Here is a 16,439-nt window from a genome sequence, read left to right as displayed (position 1 = left end):
ATGCTGCATTACATCAATCGGCGTTTATTGCTCATCATCCCCACGTTGCTGTGCATTTTGGTGGTCAACTTTTTGATTGTGCAGGCTGCACCAGGCGGCCCGGTCGAACAGGCCATTGCCCGTTTGCAGGGTTTCAGTGGCGCGGCTGTCGGCGGTGGTGGCGGCGAAATGGCCGCCGTTGGCGCCGGGGCCAGCCGCAGCAGCCGGGGTCTGGACCCGGCACTGATCGAGGAAATCACCAAGCACTATGGTTTTGACAAACCCATGCATGAGCGCTTGTGGCTGATGCTCAAGAACTACGCTCAGCTGGATTTCGGCAACAGCTTTTTCAGGGGGGCCAAGGTCACGGACCTGATCCTGCAAAAGCTCCCGGTCTCCATCTCGCTGGGGTTATGGGCCACGCTGATTACCTACCTGATCTCGATCCCGCTGGGCATCCGCAAGGCGATTCATAACGGCAGTGCGTTTGATGTGTGGACCAGCACCGCAATCATCATCGGTTACGCGATGCCAGCCTTCTTGTTCGCCATCTTGCTGATCGTGGTGTTCGCGGGAGGCAGTTATGTGAGCTGGTTTCCGATCCAGGGCATGGTCTCGGATGACTTCGACAGCCTGAGCTTCTTCGGCAAGATCGCAGACTACCTGTGGCACATGGTGTTGCCGGTCAGCGCCCTGGTGATCGGCGGATTCGCCACGCTGACCATCCTCACCAAAAACAGTTTCCTCAACGAGATCAGCCGCCAATACGTGGTCACCGCACGGGCCAAGGGCCTGACTGAACAGCGGGTGTTGTACGGACACGTGCTGCGCAACGCCATGTTGCTGGTGGTGGCTGGCATTCCCCAGGCGCTGATCGAGGTGTTCTTCGCCGGTTCCTTGCTGATCGAGACCATTTTCAACCTCGATGGCATCGGCCGCATGAGCTACGAGGCGGCGATCTCGCGGGACTATCCGGTGGTGTTCGGCACGTTGTTCCTGTTCACCCTGTTCGGCCTGCTGATCAAGCTGATCGGCGACATCTGCTACACCTTGCTCGACCCCCGTATCGACTTCTCGGCGAGGACTGCCTGATGTTTACCCTCTCTCCTCTGAGCCGTCGGCGCTTCGCCCACTTCAAGGCCAACCGCCGTGGCTGGTGGTCACTGTGGCTGTTTGTCGGCCTGTTCGTGGTGTGCCTGGGCGGCGAACTGATCGCCAACGACAAACCCTTGGTCATCCATTTCAAAGACCAGTGGTACTTTCCAATCGTCTCCAGCCACATCGAAACCGACTTTGGCGGCGAGTTGCCCTTCGAACCTGATTACCGCAGCGATTACGTGCGCCAACTGATTACCGGCCAAGGGGGCTGGATGCTCTTTGCGCCCATCCCGTTCAGCTCCGACACCGTCAATTACGACCTTAAGGTGCCCTCCCCCAGCCCGCCCAGTACCAGCAACTGGCTGGGCACTGACGAACAGGCGCGCGACGTGCTGGCACGGGTGATTTTCGGCGCACGGATTTCCATCCTGTTTGCCTTGATCCTCACTGCCATCAGTGCGCTGGTGGGCATTACTGCCGGGGCCTTGCAAGGCTTTTATGGCGGGCTGGTGGACTTGATCGGCCAGCGCGTACAAGAAGTCTGGGCCGGACTGCCGGTGCTGTATTTACTGATCATCCTCTCGGGCTTTATTGCCCCCAGCTTCTGGTGGCTGCTGGGGATCATGGCGCTGTTCAGTTGGCTGGCACTGGTAGACGTGGTGCGCGCCGAGTTCTTGCGCGGGCGCAACCTGGAATACGTGAAAGCAGCGCGGGCATTAGGCCTGACCAATGGCGCACTGATGCGTCGGCACATACTGCCCAACGCCATGACCTCGACCCTGACCTACCTGCCGTTCATTTTGACCGGCGCGATTGCCACCCTCACTGCGCTGGACTTTCTGGGCTTCGGCATGCCGCCGGGCACCGCCTCGCTAGGCGAGTTGATCGGCCAGGCCAAACGCAACCTGCAAGCCCCGTGGCTGGGCCTGACCGCGTTCTGCGCGCTGGCGTTGATTTTGTCGTTACTGGTGTTTATCGGCGAAGCCTGCCGCGATGCCTTTGACCCTCGGTCTTGATAATTGAGAACTGACATGAGCGACACATTGATTGAAATACGTGACCTGCGCGTCGGCTTCGGCAGCAAGGAAGTCGTCCACGGGGTCAACCTCGACATCCGCCGTGGCGAGTGCCTGGCGCTGGTGGGTGAGTCGGGCTCGGGCAAGTCGGTCACGGCGCATTCGATTCTGCGCCTGCTGCCGGGCAAGAACGTGCACACACACGGCAGCATCCGCTACAACGGCATCGATCTGGTGAATGCCAGCCCTGCGCAATTGCGCAGCCTGCGCGGCAACCGCATCGCGATGATCTTCCAGGAGCCGATGACCTCGCTTAACCCGCTGCACACCGTGCAAAAGCAAATCAGCGAAATCCTCATCACCCACAAAGGCCTGAAAAACCGCGCCGCCCGTGACCGCACCCTGGAGTTGCTGACGCTGGTGGGTATACGCGACCCCGAAAAACGCCTCAACGCCTACCCGCATCAACTGTCCGGTGGCCAACGCCAGCGGGTGATGATCGCCATGGCGCTGGCCAACGAGCCGGAGCTGTTGATTGCTGACGAACCGACCACGGCACTGGACGTGACGGTGCAGCAAAAAATCCTCGAACTGCTGATCGACCTGCAACAGCGCCTCGGCATGTCGTTGTTGTTGATCAGCCACGACCTCAACCTGGTGCGCAAAATCGCTCAGCGCGTGTGCGTGATGCGCGGTGGCGAGATCGTCGAGCAAGCCGACTGCGAAGACCTGTTCCGCGCTCCGCAACACCCTTACAGCCGCCTATTGATCGAAGCCGAACCTAGCGGCTGCCCGGTGCCCGGCAATCACCTGCACACCCTGCTGGAAGTCGACAACCTGAAAGTCTGGTTCCCCCTGCCCAAGCCGCTGTTCAGCCGCGAGCGGCATTACGTCAAGGCGGTGGACGGGGTCAGCTTTGCGCTGAAAAAAGGCAAAACCCTGGGCATTGTCGGCGAGTCCGGCTCGGGGAAATCGACCCTAGGCCAGGCCATTTTGCGGCTGGTGGATTCGCAGGGCGATATTCGCCTGAACGGCAAACAACTGAACAGCCTCAACCAGGACGCACTGCGCCCGCTGCGCCGACATATGCAGGTGGTGTTTCAGGACCCGTTCGGCAGCCTGAGCCCGCGTATGTCAGTGCAGCAGATCATCAGCGAAGGCCTGCTGGCCCACGCCATTGGTACCGAGCAAACGCGTGAAGACGCGGTGATTCGCGTGCTCCAAGAGGTCGGGCTCGACCCCCAAAGCCGTCACCGATACCCGCATGAATTCTCGGGTGGGCAGCGCCAGCGTATTTCCATCGCCCGTGCGCTGATCATGGAACCTGAGTTGATATTGCTCGACGAACCGACCTCGGCACTGGACCGCACCGTGCAAAAACAAGTGGTCGACTTGCTGCGCGACCTTCAGGCCCGGCATGGTCTGACCTACCTGTTTATCAGCCATGACCTGGCAGTGGTGCATGCCTTGGCCCACGACATGATCGTGATCAAGGACGGCAAAGTGGTGGAACAAGGCGATGCGCAGTCGATATTCGAAAACCCGCAGCATGCCTATACCCAGGAGCTGTTGCAGGCCAGTAGTTTGAAACCGGTTCGAGCAGAAGCCGAATTAGCCTGAGAACGCAAATCCCCTGCAGGAGCGAGCTTGCCTCGCGATCTTTTAAAAGATCAAAAGATCGCGAGGCAAGCTCGCTCCTACAGAAGGGCGTTACGTTTTTTTACAAAAATTAACCTAACTTGGCACAGTTTTTCCTTGTCATTGTGCGTTAGCAATTCACCGGTCGAATTTACGGCTTCCGGGGTGCGTAACCCGCACCAATTGCGAACGCGGACGCAAACGCTGTCCACATTCAGTGCAAAGACTGACCAAAAGTCATGTCAATGACCGACTGCTTTAAAGGAATAAGAACGATGTCTGATGTCTGCACGCTGCAAAGAATGTCCCGCCTGTGCCCCTGCGCGTTCGTCTCGTGTTTACCCTCCCGCGCCACTCAATCCCCCCCAGGCATCGATACATAGCCTGAACTGCGTCGTCGTGCCCGCCATGCGTTTGGGCGCTGGATAGACGCGTATTGCCTTTCGAAATGCCCGTACTTGGCCAACTCTCTTCGAGCTGCCAAAGCGGACTTCTTTGCTTTGAAAAAAGGTCAGTCATGTCTGAAGTTGACGCTATTTCCGTTCCTCCCAAACGGCCGTGGGCTTTTGTTTGGCATTACATCCGACTGTATCCGCGCTGGTATTGGGCCATTGCCGCGTTGCAAATCGGCGCTGCCATGACCGCCACCTTGATGCCGTACGCCATCGGCCGCATTACCGGCGCGGTCAGCGATGGTGCGTGGGATCACGCTGATCTGTGGCAGGCCAGCTTGCCCGCCCTGGGCCTGCTATTCGGTCTGGCCGTGGCACAAATGCTCTGCGCCCGTGGCGCGACGCTGTGCATGATCATGGTTCGGCCGCAGCAGAAAATACGCATCGTGCGGGATTTGTTCGCCTACTTGCAGCGCCATTCGGCGCGTTATTTCGGCGAGCATTTTGCCGGCAGCCTGGCGCACCGCATCGGTGAAGGCAGCATTGGCCTGCTGGAAATCACCTGGTCGTTGGTGGTCGAAATGCTGCCGATTCTGGTGGTACTGGTCACAAGTCTGGTGTTGCTGACACTGGCGTCGCCCTGGTTGGGGCTGGGTCTGCTGCTGTGGGTGGTGGCGTATTCGCTGCTGGCTTTTGTGCTGTCACGCAAGGCACAAGTGCTGGCCGCTGATCATGCTCAAGCACGCAGTGTCACCACCGGCAAGATTGTCGACGCCGTCAGCAACCTGGCCAGCATCCGCCTGTTTGCCCGTCAGCACTTCGAACTCGACTACCTGACCCGTTACCAGACCCAGGAAAAACAGGCCGCGCAACGCTCGTTTTTCTATCAGGAAAAAATCCGTCTGTTGCAGGACAGCCTGTCGATTGTGTTGCGTGTCGGCCTCGTTGCCCTGGCGTTGTACTTGTGGCACGTGGGCAAAATTGACGTCGGCCAACTGGTGATGGTGGCTACATTGGGCCTGATGATCGTGGCTCAGTGCAGCTTCCTGAGCATGCAGTTCATGCATTTCTTTGAGTACGTCGGCAACATCGAGAACAGCATCAACACCTTGCTGCAACCTCACGAAATGCCGGATCGGGCGAATGCCGTCCCCGCCGACATTAAAAAAGGTGCCATCCAGTTTCGCGACGTGCACTTCGGCTACAGCCCGGACAAACCGATTTTCAAGCACTTCAACCTCAATATTCGAGCAGGTCAGCGGGTCGGGATTGTCGGGCTGTCCGGCTCCGGCAAGTCGACATTGCTCAACCTGCTCTTGCGTTCATATGACCCGCAAAAAGGCAGAGTCGAAGTCGATGGCGTTGATATTCAAGGCATGACCCAGCAATCGCTGCACAGCCATATCGGCCTGATCCCACAGGAACCAGGTTTGTTTCACCGCTCACTGCGGGAAAACATCGGTTACGGCGACGTACACGCCAGCGAAGCACAGATCGTGCTGGCCGCCAAACGCGCCCATGCCCACGACTTTATCCTGCACATGCAGGACGGTTATGACGCTTTGATTGGCGAACGTGGGGTCAAATTGTCGGGCGGTCAGCGCCAGCGCATCGCCATTGCGCGGGCCTTGCTGAAAAACGCACCGATTCTGGTGCTCGATGAAGCCACCGCCAGCCTCGATTCAGAAACCGAAAGCCTGATTCAAAACAGCCTGGACGACATCATGGCGGACAAAACCGTGCTGGTCGTAGCTCATCGTCTGTCGACCATCGCGCATCTGGATCGCATTGTGGTACTGGACAAGGGTTTGATTGTTGAAGATGGCAGCCACCAACAGTTAATTGAACTTAAAGGTCTTTACTACCGTTTGTGGCAGCATCAATCAGATGGTTTGTTAAGTGAAAGTGATGCATTGAAAGATGACTTACTGGTCACTTAGTCCATTAAACAGTGGCCATTACAGACAATCTGCGCCTATTAACTTACTTATTGATTAAACGCGCCCTTTGCTGCCTGTTTTATAGAGTGCTGATTTAACCGATCAAACCCATATGCCCCAACACACACTGTTTGGTGGCAAACCCAGTGAACATTACCCGTGTTCATTAACCCTATAAGGCCCTGCCATTAAAACTGGGGGCCTTGTTCTGAAAAGGACAGTCATGATGAGTAGTGCACAATCGTCGCTCAGACGGTTTATGCAAACCTGCGCGCATTTGCCCGATTTTGTTTCCCTGCGCCTGGTTGAACATCAATCACACACCTTGGCCGTGACCCGCAATGTTATTGAACCGCCCTCCTTGCGCAATGAATGCGGGGTGATGGTGTGTGTGCATGTCGACGGCCAACAGGCCTTTGCTGCGACCAGCGACATCACGTTGCCAGGCCTGCAACAGGCACTGGAACGTGCACAACAAACGGCCAAAGCCCTGCACGGCCACAGTCTGTTGCAGCACCCTGCGGCGAAAAACCAGGGCATTCAGGCGCACTACCGCTCTCCCGAACTGGACCTGGCGTTGCCGGACACTGCCGACTGGCTGGCGCTGTTAATGCAAACCTCGCAGCAAGTGCCCAACGACCCGCGACTGGTGCATTGGTCGGCCCGCCTGCGCGTGGTGCAAGAACAACAGCTGTACCTGGACAACCAAGGCGCTGATATTTTGCGCAGCCAGCAGCAGTTATTCCCCGAAATTGGCGTCAACGCCTTTGATGGCCAGCAAAGCCAGCGCCGCACTTATAACGTTGCGCAGCAAGGCAGCGCCAATATCGTCACCCACTCAGGCTTTTTGGATGAGGCGCGGCGCGTTGCTGATCAAGCACTGCAATTATTGCTGGCCCCCAATACCCCGCAAGGCCCACGGGACGTGCTGTTGATGCCGGATCAGATGATCCTGCAAATCCACGAATCGATTGGCCACCCCCTCGAAATGGATCGAATCCTGGGCGATGAACGCAACTACGCGGGCACCAGCTTTGTGACCCCTGACATGTTTGGTCATTACCGCTATGGCTCCGACCTGCTGAATGTCAGCTTCGACCCGAATGTCTCCGGCGAACTGGTGAGTTACAGCCATGACGACGAAGGTTTGCAGGCCGAAAAACAGCTGCTGATCAGTCAGGGCATTTTGCAGCGGCCCATGGGCGGCGCGCTGTCCCAGGCCCGCAGCGCCTTGCCGGGAGTCGCCAACAGTCGCGCCTGCAGCTGGAACCGGGCGCCTATTGATCGCATGGCCAACCTCAATATCGAGCCCGGCGATCAGTCGATGCAGCAACTGATTGGCGGCATCGAACACGGCATTTTAATGGCCACCAACCGCTCCTGGTCGATTGACGACGCGCGCAACAAGTTCCAGTTCGGCTGTGAATGGGGCCAGCTGATTGAAAACGGTGAGCTGGGCGCAGTGGTGAAAAACCCGAATTATCGCGGGATTTCGTCGCAGTTCTGGCGCAAGTTGAGCGCCGTGGGCGATGCCTCGACTAACGAGATCATGGGCACGCCTAATTGCGGCAAGGGCGAACCTAACCAGGGAATCACCGTTGGCCACGCGTCCCCGGCCTGCGTTTTTAGCCATCTTGATGTGTTCGGAGGCCAAGCCTGATGAGCAATTGCCGATTCGCCAGCGCCTTCAAAACGCTGGAACACTGGCTCAAACAGCAGTTGCATGCCCAAGAACATTTCACGTTGTGGTATGCCGCCGAAGACAGCCAGTTCGTGCGTTTCAATCACGGCAAAGTGCGCCAGGCCTACCCGGTGCTGCAAATTGAGTTGACCGTACGCCTCATCCTCGACGAACGACACGCCAGCGCGCGGATAAACCTGAGCGGCGATTTCGAGCAAGACACCGTGCAATTGGGCCAGACCCTCACTCTACTGCGCGGCGTACTCGATGTACTGCCCGCCGACCCGTATCTATTACTCAACACTGAGCAGTGGACATCTGAACGTCAGGTGCCGGGGCGCGTTCCTGAGTTGCAGCAAGCCATCGACAGTATTTGTGACTTGAGCCAAGGCCTGGACATGGTCGGCATTTATGCCGCCGGCACCCTGTATCGCGGGTTCGCCAATAGCTGGGGCGCCTGCGGCTGGCATGAATGCGCCAACGCGCTGTTTGACTGGAGCCTGTTCGATGCCAGTGGTGAAGCGGTCAAAAGCACCTATGGTTCAGCCGATTGGGATGCACAGGTTTTAGCCGATTTGTTTGCAAAAGCCCGCGAACAACTGCACCACCTGAGCACACCCAGAATCAGCCTCAAACCCGGACAGTACCGAGCTTACCTGGCACCTGCGGCATTGGATGAGGTGCTGTCGATGCTCAGTTATGACGCATTTTCGGCCAAGGCTTTCGCCAACCGCCAGAGTGCGCTGCAACAATTGCAACTCGGCAAGCAGCAACTGTCGCCACTGGTAAACCTGCGCGAGCAACCTTCAAGCGGTTTTGAACCCGGCTTCGGACATGACGGTGCACCACGACAGAACATCGACCTGATCCAGGCAGGAAAATTGGTCGGACAGTTGGTCAGCTCGCGTTCGGCCGCCGAATACGGCTTGCAGGCCAACGGCGCCGACCAGCAGGAAATACCCCACACACTGGTCATGGCACCCGGCGAACTGGCCACGGCGGATGTGCTGCGCGAACTGGGAACGGGCTTGTACATCAGTAACTTGTGGTACTTGAACTATTCCGATGCGGGCTCGGCACGCATGACCGGCATGACCCGCTTTGCCACCTTCTGGGTTGAGAACGGCGAGATCGTCGCGCCCATCGAAACCATGCGTTTTGATGACAGCGTGTACGACATGCTGGGCACTCATTTGCTGGCCCTGACGCGTGAACAAGCCTTGTGCATCGACTCGCGCACCTATGAGCGTCGTTACCTGGACAGTCACGTCCTTCCGGGCGCTCTTTTAGAGCGCTTGACCTTGACGCTCTAATACACCGGTTAAATGATGCACTGTTAACAGGCAACACCCCGTTACTTTGGTGCACTACTTTATAACTCGACCGTATTAACGTTTGATTGTCGGACAATAAACCCGATGATCAAAGTCGACAAGTAAGGCACCTCGTATGACTAAGTGGCGTTAATTAAGTACGCAACTTATTAACGCCACCGATTTGATGAATCCGCGTCGTGCAACATGAATATTGCCTTATGAAAACTGCAATTTCTTATTGTTGGCACAGCGGTTGCTATACATAACTTAACGAAATCTTACAAAACTCCAAGAATCGATCCGTTGACTTAACTAGCAGGAGCTCACATGACAACTTCCCCCCGCAGTGGCTAAACCCGTTTACACGTGACCACTCACGTGAGCGAACGCCATTGAAATAACCGTTGAACACATAGTTCTCGTCCCTGCACGCAAGGGCGAACGGAGCCTTATTGCCCTTCATTTTGTCGAGGGACTCTTAATGAGTGACGAGGTAAAACATAAAGAGCGGCCTGCCCCTCTACTCGGCGCTGAGCGTGTGCAGCAGTGGACTCATATTCCACATGTTCCCAACACCTCGCAGCCGGGCGGGCTGAGCAAGCCGCACATCCTGTTGCTGATCGGCGTGGTTGCCGTGCTGCATGGCAGCGCCTGGTGGTTTTTCCAGCAGTCCAGACCCGCCCCGGTGATTACCCCGCCGGAAATTCCGGAAATGACCGTCGAGCTCACCAGCCCGGCGCCACCGGCACCGCCTGTCGAGGAGCCGCCACCACCACCACCACCGCCGCCAGAACCCGAAGCACCGCAAGAAGATGAAGATGCGGTCAAGGAGCCACCCCCTAAACCTGTGGAGAAACCCAAGCCCATCGAAAAACCCAAGCCTGTGGTCAAGCCCAAGCCGGTGCAGAAACCGCAACCGCCCAAACCCGCACCACCGGCACCTGCGGCGCCAGCAGCACCCACCGCGCCAACTGCGCCCGCAGCCCCGGCAGCAGCGCCTGGACCGGTCAAGGAAACGGCTGCGGTGTCCGGATTGGCCAGCCTTGGCAACCCGCCACCGGAATACCCGGCCCTGGCATTGCGCCGCAATTGGGAAGGTTCGGTGGGGTTGAAAATCAAGGTGCTGCCCAACGGCCGTGCCGGTTCAGTGGAGGTCATCAAGTCCAGTGGCAAGCAAGCGCTGGATGACGCCGCCGTCGCCGCTGTACGCAACTGGAAGTTTGTCCCGGCCAAACGCGGGGACACACCGATAGAAGGGTTCGCCACCCAAACCATTGCTTTCAAATTGCCGGAATAACCCCATCGGGTACCGACACTTACTTAATTAGCCGCGTTATTTAACCGCAGTGCGAGGTATAGCCATGAACGAGTCTCTGTCTTCCATGATTGTCCCGGGGGTACTTTGGGCATTGGTGCTTTTTTCGGTGATGAGTTGGGCCTTGTTGCTCATCAAGTCATCGCAATACCTGCGTCAGAAATCCCAGAACAACCAATTCACCAAAGCCTTCTGGGCCGCTCCCGACTTGCTGACCGCAGCCGAACACGCCAGCCAGTACCCAGGCTCCCTGGCCCGCATCGCCAACAGTGGTTTTGAAGCCATGATCGTCGATGACACGCCACGCACCACGCAACAATTGGCCAATACCATCAACCGCTCCGACCGCCTGGAACGCAACCTGCGTCAGCAGATCCAGAAAGAGCGCCGCGCCCTTGAAAGCGGCCAGGCGATTCTCGCCAGTATCGGCAGCACCGCGCCCTTCATCGGTCTGTTCGGTACGGTCTGGGGCATCATGGAAGCCTTGCAAAGCATCGGCGCCAGCGGCTCCGCCAGCCTGGAAACGGTTGCCGGCCCTATCGGCCACGCCCTGATCGCCACCGGTGTCGGCATCGCGGTCGCGGTGCCTGCGGTGTTGATTTACAACTTCTTCCTGCGTCGCCTCAAACTGGCCTCGGCCAACATGGACGACTTTGCCCATGACTTCGACGCCCTCGCCCAGCGCAGCGCCTTCGCCATCGACCGCCAGGCCATTGCCACCAAACGCACCGCCGTGCGGGAGGCAAGCTGATGTCTTTCTCAACGCAAGACAGCGATGAAGTGCTCAGCGAAATGAACGTCACCCCGCTGGTGGACGTGATGCTGGTACTGCTGGTGGTGTTCATCGTGACCACGCCGATGATGACCAACGCCATCAAAATCAACCTGCCCAAGACCGACGCCGTGGCCACCGAGAAAAAGAAAGACCCGGTGGTGGTCAGCGTCGATCAGGACGGCAAATTCTTCCTGGCCAAAAACGAAGTGGCCCCTGAACTGCTGGAAAAAAGCCTGCAGGACGTCAAGGCCCAGGACCCGGAAGTGCGGGTCCAGTTACAGGCTGACGAGGGTGTCAATTACGGCCAGGTAGCCAAGGCCATGGCCTCGATCGAGCGCTCCGGCATTACCAAGATTTCGGTAATGACCGCGAGGTAACGCTTAGCTGTTTCCCGCTGTAACCCAACGCCGCGCGCGAACGCTGTTTGTTCGCGCAGGGGAGCGGCTTGCTTGAAAAAAGTGTTTTGCCACGGGTCGACACAACCCAACTGGAGTCATGAGGGCTCACAAGGCCATTCCAATAAACGTCTGAAAAAGTCGGAATTAACCATGCAGATGAAGAGTTCAGGTTTCACCCTCAAACCGCTCGTTGCAAGCTTGCAGCGCCACCGTTTTGTGCCGCTGTATCTGGTTGCTCTGGGGATGAGCGCAGGCCAGTTGCAAGCAGCAGAAGCCAGTGCACCCGATGACTCGGCCAATGCGGTCAGCGCTGCGGCTGTCAGCGCCCATGCAGCCGCCGCCCCCGCGACGACGCAGTTGCAACGTGTAGAAGTGACGGGCTCGGCGATTCGCCGGGTAGACGCAGAAACCGCGGTGCCCATTACGATTCTGCGCGCCGAACAACTGCGCAATGAAGGTGTCACCACCACTGCTGAAATCATGCAGCGGGTCACGGGCAACCAGTCGCTGCGCAACCCGGCCAGTTCGGTGGGTGCGGCCACAGGCGGTTCCAGCTTTGCCGACATGCGCGGTATTGGCGCCAACAAAACCCTGGTGCTGCTCAACGGCCGCCGTTTGGGTAACAACGCCATCGACGGTTCGGCTGTCGACCTGAACACCATCCCTTTTGCAGCCATCGACCGGGTAGAAGTGTTGCGCGACGGCGCATCGGCTTTGTACGGCACTGACGCGATTGGCGGGGTGATCAACTTCATCACTAAAAAATCCATGACGGACGGCACACTGTCGGTGGGCGGCGAAGGCGCTGATGCCACAGGTGGTGGTGAAAGCAAGGACCTGAGCGCCAGTTGGGGCTATGGCGATCTGGACAAAGACCGGTTTAACGTCATGGGCGTGGTCGGTTACAACAAACAAGGCGCACTGCGAGCCAACGACCGCACCTTCGCCACCACCTACGCACCGGGCCGTGGCCTGGATCAGACCTCCGGCACCTCGTACCCCGGCAACTACAGCCAGGGCGGCGTGAGCACCAACCCGCTGTCACCCGGCAACTGCAACGGCCCCGACCTGGTGGCGCGCCAAGGCGTTTGCCGCTTCGACACGCGCAATTACATCGACTTGCTGCCTGCCACCGAAAAAACCTCATTCTTCGGCAAAGCCACCGGCAAGATCACTGACGACGACAACGTCAACCTTGAGTACTTCTTCGCCCGCAACAACAACGCGACCCAAGTCGGCCCAGCGCCACTGACAGGCCTGAGCATGGACCCGTCGTCGCCGTTCTTCCCGGGCAAAGGTATTACGCCTGCGTCCAGCAACCCCAACTTCGATCCCACCCAGCCTATCGACTTCAACTGGCGTGAAACGGCAGCGGGTGCACGGGCCTCCAAAGACCAGAACACCAGCCAACGCCTGGTGCTGAGCTTTGACGGTGTGGCCAAGGGCTGGGACTACAACGTCGGTGCCTCGTACAACCAGAACAAAGTGATTTCCAGCGTGACGGGCGGTTATGTCAGCGACGCGGCCATGATTGATGGCATCGCTGATGGCATCATCAACCCGTTTGGCCCGCAAACAGCAGCTGGGCAAGCGCTGATCGACGCCAACCAGTACCACGGCCAGTATTCCTCTTCGGTCGGTCGAGTGACCGGTCTTGATGGCCGCATGAGCCGCGAAATTGGCGACTGGTTTGGTGCAGGTTCTGCCGGTCTGGCCATTGGTGGCGAGTTCCGTCAGGAAAAATTCCATCAGAGCTATGAGCAATACGCAGCGGACATTTCCAGCCTGGGCGTCGACCCCGATGGCAGCGTGTCAGGTGATCGCACCGTCAAGGCGGTGTACACCGAACTGAACGTGCCCGTACTGGACAGCCTCGAACTGTCGGCCGCTGTGCGTCACGACAAATACAGCGACTTTGGCAGCACCACCAACCCGAAATACTCGTTCCGCTACCAGCCAATCAAAGAGTTGGTGGTTCGCGGTGCGTACAGCGAAGGCTTCCGTGCCCCCTCGCTGTATGAGCTGTACAACCCGCAATACACCACCTTCACCCAGGGTTACTACAACGATCCCAAACTGTGTACGGGTGGTGTCGTGCAACCGGGCGGCAATGCCGGGCGTGACTGCGGCCAGCAGTTCCATAACCGCACAGGCGGCAACACCACCCTGTCGCCAGAAACCGCGCGCAACGTGACACTGGGCTTCGTTTATCAGCCAGTTCGCAACCTGTCGATGGGGCTGGACTTCTGGTGGATTCACATCGCCAACCAGATCGCCGAGTTCCCGGAATCCACAGTGTTTGATGATCCGAACGCGTATGCCGATCGCTTCATTCGCAACTCCGACGGCACCCTCAACTACGTACAAACCGGCCTCGCCAACCTGGGTACAGTCAAAACCAGCGGTGTCGACGTATCGCTCGACTACAAATTCCCGAACACCCCGTATGGCCAGTTCGGCCTGGGTCTGCAAGGGACGTACGTTTCGCGTTATGACTACCAGACCACCATTGGCGGCAGCTACACCGACAAGGTTGGGCAGTTTGAAGACGACGGCATGATCTCGCGCTGGAAGCACGTACTGAGCGGCACCTGGAACCTGGGCGCCTACCGTGCGGCCTTGGTCAACCGCTTCACCAGCGGCTATGACGACGCCGATCCGGACACTCATTCACGCGTAGCCTCGTACACCCTGTGGGACATCTCTGGGGGCTACACCTTCGACAAAACCGTGGACCTGGACGTGGGCATCAAAAACATGTTCGACCGCAACCCACCGTTCTCGAACCAGGCCTACAACTTCCAGAGCGGGTATGACCCTCGTTACGCCGACCCAATGGGCCGTACTTTCTTCGCCCGTGCGACTTACCACTTCTGAGTGATCTGCGGCGCGGGCCTACTCCAGCCCGCGTCGGCTTAACTGCGAAATCGCGACCCCACGACCTTTTAACGCGCAAGGAAGTGGGGGTTTTTCAACGCAGTCGATGGTTCAACACGCGGTACAAGGAACTCCCATCATGTCTTCACTATTCCTGCCCCTGCTTCGCTCTCTGCTGATTCCCGTGCTGTCTTGCGTGTGCATCAGCGTCAGCGCCGCGCCCAGCCAGGCCATGACGGTCTATGGCGAGGCGGCCAAATACCCGGACAATTTTCAGCACTTCGACTTTGTGAACCCCAACGCCCCCAAAGGCGGTTCGCTCAGTCGGGCGTCGATGGAAATTGGCCAGTTCAACTACATCGTCCCCTATATCGACCAGGGCACCGGCGTGATACAGGCCGATCAATGGCTGTATTCGCCCCTGGCGTTTCGCTCACTGGACGAGCCCTACACGGTCTACGGACTGATCGCACAAAAGATGGAACGCGACCCTGACGGCCTGTGGGTGCGTTTTTACCTGAACCCCAAAGCCCGTTTCGCTGACGACACCCCGATCACCGCGCAAGACGTGGCATTCACCTACAACACCCTGATGACCAAAGGCAGCCTGAGCTTTCGCTTGCTCTATGGCGAGGTCAAGGACATGGTCGTCGAAGGCCCGTTGCAGGTCCGCTTCGACTTCAAGAACAACCAGAACCGCACCCTGGCGCTGGACTTGGCCAGCATGCGGATCATGCCCGAGCATTGGTGGAAAACCCGCGACTTCACCACTGGCGGCGGCTTTGAAGCGCCCCTGAGCAGCGGCCCGTATTCGGTGTCGCAGGTTGACCCCGGTCGCAGCATCACCTTTGAGCGCAACAAGAACTGGTGGGCCAAAGACTTGCCCGTCAGCAAAGGCTTGTACAACTTCGACCGCATGACCGTGAATTTCTACAGTGACACCGACATCGCCCGCCAACTGCTCAAAGCCGGTGCCTTTGACTACAACCGCGAGTTCTCGGCCACCGGTTTCAGCATCGGCTATGACAGCCCGGTCTTGACCGACGGGCGCCTGCAACGCGGGGTCTTTGCCAAGGACAAACCCGGCGCGGCCCAGGGCTTTGCCTTCAACTTGCAGAACCCGTTCTTTCAGGATCGCCGCGTGCGCCAGGCGTTGAGCCTGCTGTGGGATTTTGAGTGGACCAACAAGCAGATGATGCGCAATTTCTATGTGCGCCAGCAGAGCTACTTCCCGAAAAGTGAAATGGCCGCCACTGACCTGCCCGACGCCCGTGAACTGGAAATTCTCGAACCCTTGCGCGGCAAGATCCCCGATGAAGTGTTCACCCAGGTGTATCAGGCACCGAAAACCGATGGCAGCGGCTATATCCGCGACAAACAACTGCAAGCGCTGGCGCTGCTCAAAGAGGCAGGCTGGAACCCAAAAGACAACAAACTGGTGAATGCCCAGGGCCAGCAACTGAGCTTTACCTTTCTGGATGGCCAAGGCGGCTTTGACCGGATGATCCTGCCCTACAAGCGCACCCTGGCGCAGATCGGTATCAACATGGACATCCGCAAGATCGACTCCGCGCAGTACATCAACCGCCTCAACGCCCGCGACTACGACATGATCGTGGTCGGCTTTCCGCGCAGCGGCCAGCCCATCGTCTCGCCGGGCCGTGAAATGTACGACATGTACGGCTCGCGCAGCGCCACCCAGCCCGGTGCCTCCAACGCTTTTGTACTGCGTGATCCGGCGGTCGACACCTTGCTCGACGGGCTGGTGCAGGCCAACAGCCGCGAAGAAATGGTGCACTACGCCCGCGCCCTCGACCGGGTGTTGCAGTGGGGTTACTACATGATCCCCAACTACTACTCGGTAGGGACTCCCACCGTGTACCAGAACCGTTTCGGCCGCCCGGCACTTGAGCCCAAGTACGACGAGGGCCTGGACACCTGGTGGGAAGTCAGCAAAACCGCGCAAACCAATGCCGCCGTTGGCAAGGCCAGCGCATTGTCGAAGGGGAATTGA

General features: G+C 58.3%; 11 protein-coding genes. All 11 read left to right on the top strand.

The features are described 5' to 3' along the window. The 11 genes from RHM56_RS10510 (at nucleotide 1) to RHM56_RS10460 (ending at nucleotide 16,439) form a co-directional block, all read left to right on the top strand. Nucleotides 1-1,071 carry a microcin C ABC transporter permease YejB gene (locus tag RHM56_RS10510; RefSeq protein WP_322241101.1) on the top strand — a complete coding sequence of 357 codons (1,071 nt, stop codon included), beginning with the start codon at nucleotides 1-3 and terminating at the stop codon, nucleotides 1,069-1,071. Further along, a complete protein-coding gene (locus RHM56_RS10505; protein ID WP_322241100.1) occupies nucleotides 1,071-2,093 on the top strand; it encodes an ABC transporter permease in 1,023 nt (340 codons plus the stop codon). The genes RHM56_RS10510 and RHM56_RS10505 overlap by 1 nt, the downstream gene beginning before the upstream one ends. Before the next feature lie 15 nt (nucleotides 2,094-2,108). Next, nucleotides 2,109-3,713, top strand: coding sequence for an ABC transporter ATP-binding protein (locus RHM56_RS10500; protein ID WP_322241099.1), 1,605 nt, complete (start codon nucleotides 2,109-2,111; stop codon nucleotides 3,711-3,713). A gap of 535 nt (nucleotides 3,714-4,248) precedes the next feature. Continuing rightward, nucleotides 4,249-6,063: an ABC transporter ATP-binding protein gene (locus RHM56_RS10495; RefSeq protein WP_322241098.1), complete on the top strand. Its 1,815-nt coding sequence runs from the start codon at nucleotides 4,249-4,251 to the stop codon at nucleotides 6,061-6,063. A gap of 226 nt (nucleotides 6,064-6,289) precedes the next feature. Then, nucleotides 6,290-7,723: a TldD/PmbA family protein gene (locus tag RHM56_RS10490; RefSeq protein WP_323564705.1), complete on the top strand. Its 1,434-nt coding sequence runs from the start codon at nucleotides 6,290-6,292 to the stop codon at nucleotides 7,721-7,723. After that, a complete protein-coding gene (locus RHM56_RS10485; protein WP_322241096.1) occupies nucleotides 7,723-9,057 on the top strand; it encodes a TldD/PmbA family protein in 1,335 nt (444 codons plus the stop codon). Before RHM56_RS10490 ends, RHM56_RS10485 begins: the two co-directional genes overlap by 1 nt. 484 nt (nucleotides 9,058-9,541) lie before the next feature. Continuing rightward, nucleotides 9,542-10,357, top strand: coding sequence for an energy transducer TonB (locus RHM56_RS10480; protein WP_322241095.1), 816 nt, complete (start codon nucleotides 9,542-9,544; stop codon nucleotides 10,355-10,357). A 64-nt stretch (nucleotides 10,358-10,421) separates the two neighbouring features. Then, nucleotides 10,422-11,126 (top strand): MotA/TolQ/ExbB proton channel family protein, encoded by a 705-nt coding sequence (locus RHM56_RS10475; protein ID WP_322241094.1) that lies wholly within the window; start codon nucleotides 10,422-10,424, stop codon nucleotides 11,124-11,126. Next, nucleotides 11,126-11,527, top strand: a complete 402-nt coding sequence (locus RHM56_RS10470; RefSeq protein ID WP_048369966.1) for an ExbD/TolR family protein — start codon at nucleotides 11,126-11,128, stop codon at nucleotides 11,525-11,527. Before RHM56_RS10475 ends, RHM56_RS10470 begins: the two co-directional genes overlap by 1 nt. Before the next feature lie 171 nt (nucleotides 11,528-11,698). Further along, nucleotides 11,699-14,425: a TonB-dependent receptor gene (locus RHM56_RS10465; RefSeq protein ID WP_322241093.1), complete on the top strand. Its 2,727-nt coding sequence runs from the start codon at nucleotides 11,699-11,701 to the stop codon at nucleotides 14,423-14,425. A 139-nt stretch (nucleotides 14,426-14,564) separates the two neighbouring features. Then, nucleotides 14,565-16,439, top strand: a complete 1,875-nt coding sequence (locus RHM56_RS10460) for an extracellular solute-binding protein (protein WP_322241092.1) — start codon at nucleotides 14,565-14,567, stop codon at nucleotides 16,437-16,439.

The sequence above is a fragment of the Pseudomonas sp. CCC3.1 genome (assembly GCF_034347405.1).
Lineage (GTDB): Bacteria > Pseudomonadota > Gammaproteobacteria > Pseudomonadales > Pseudomonadaceae > Aquipseudomonas.
Note: the sequence above shows the minus strand (reverse complement) of the source record. Positions and strands in the feature narration are given on the sequence as shown.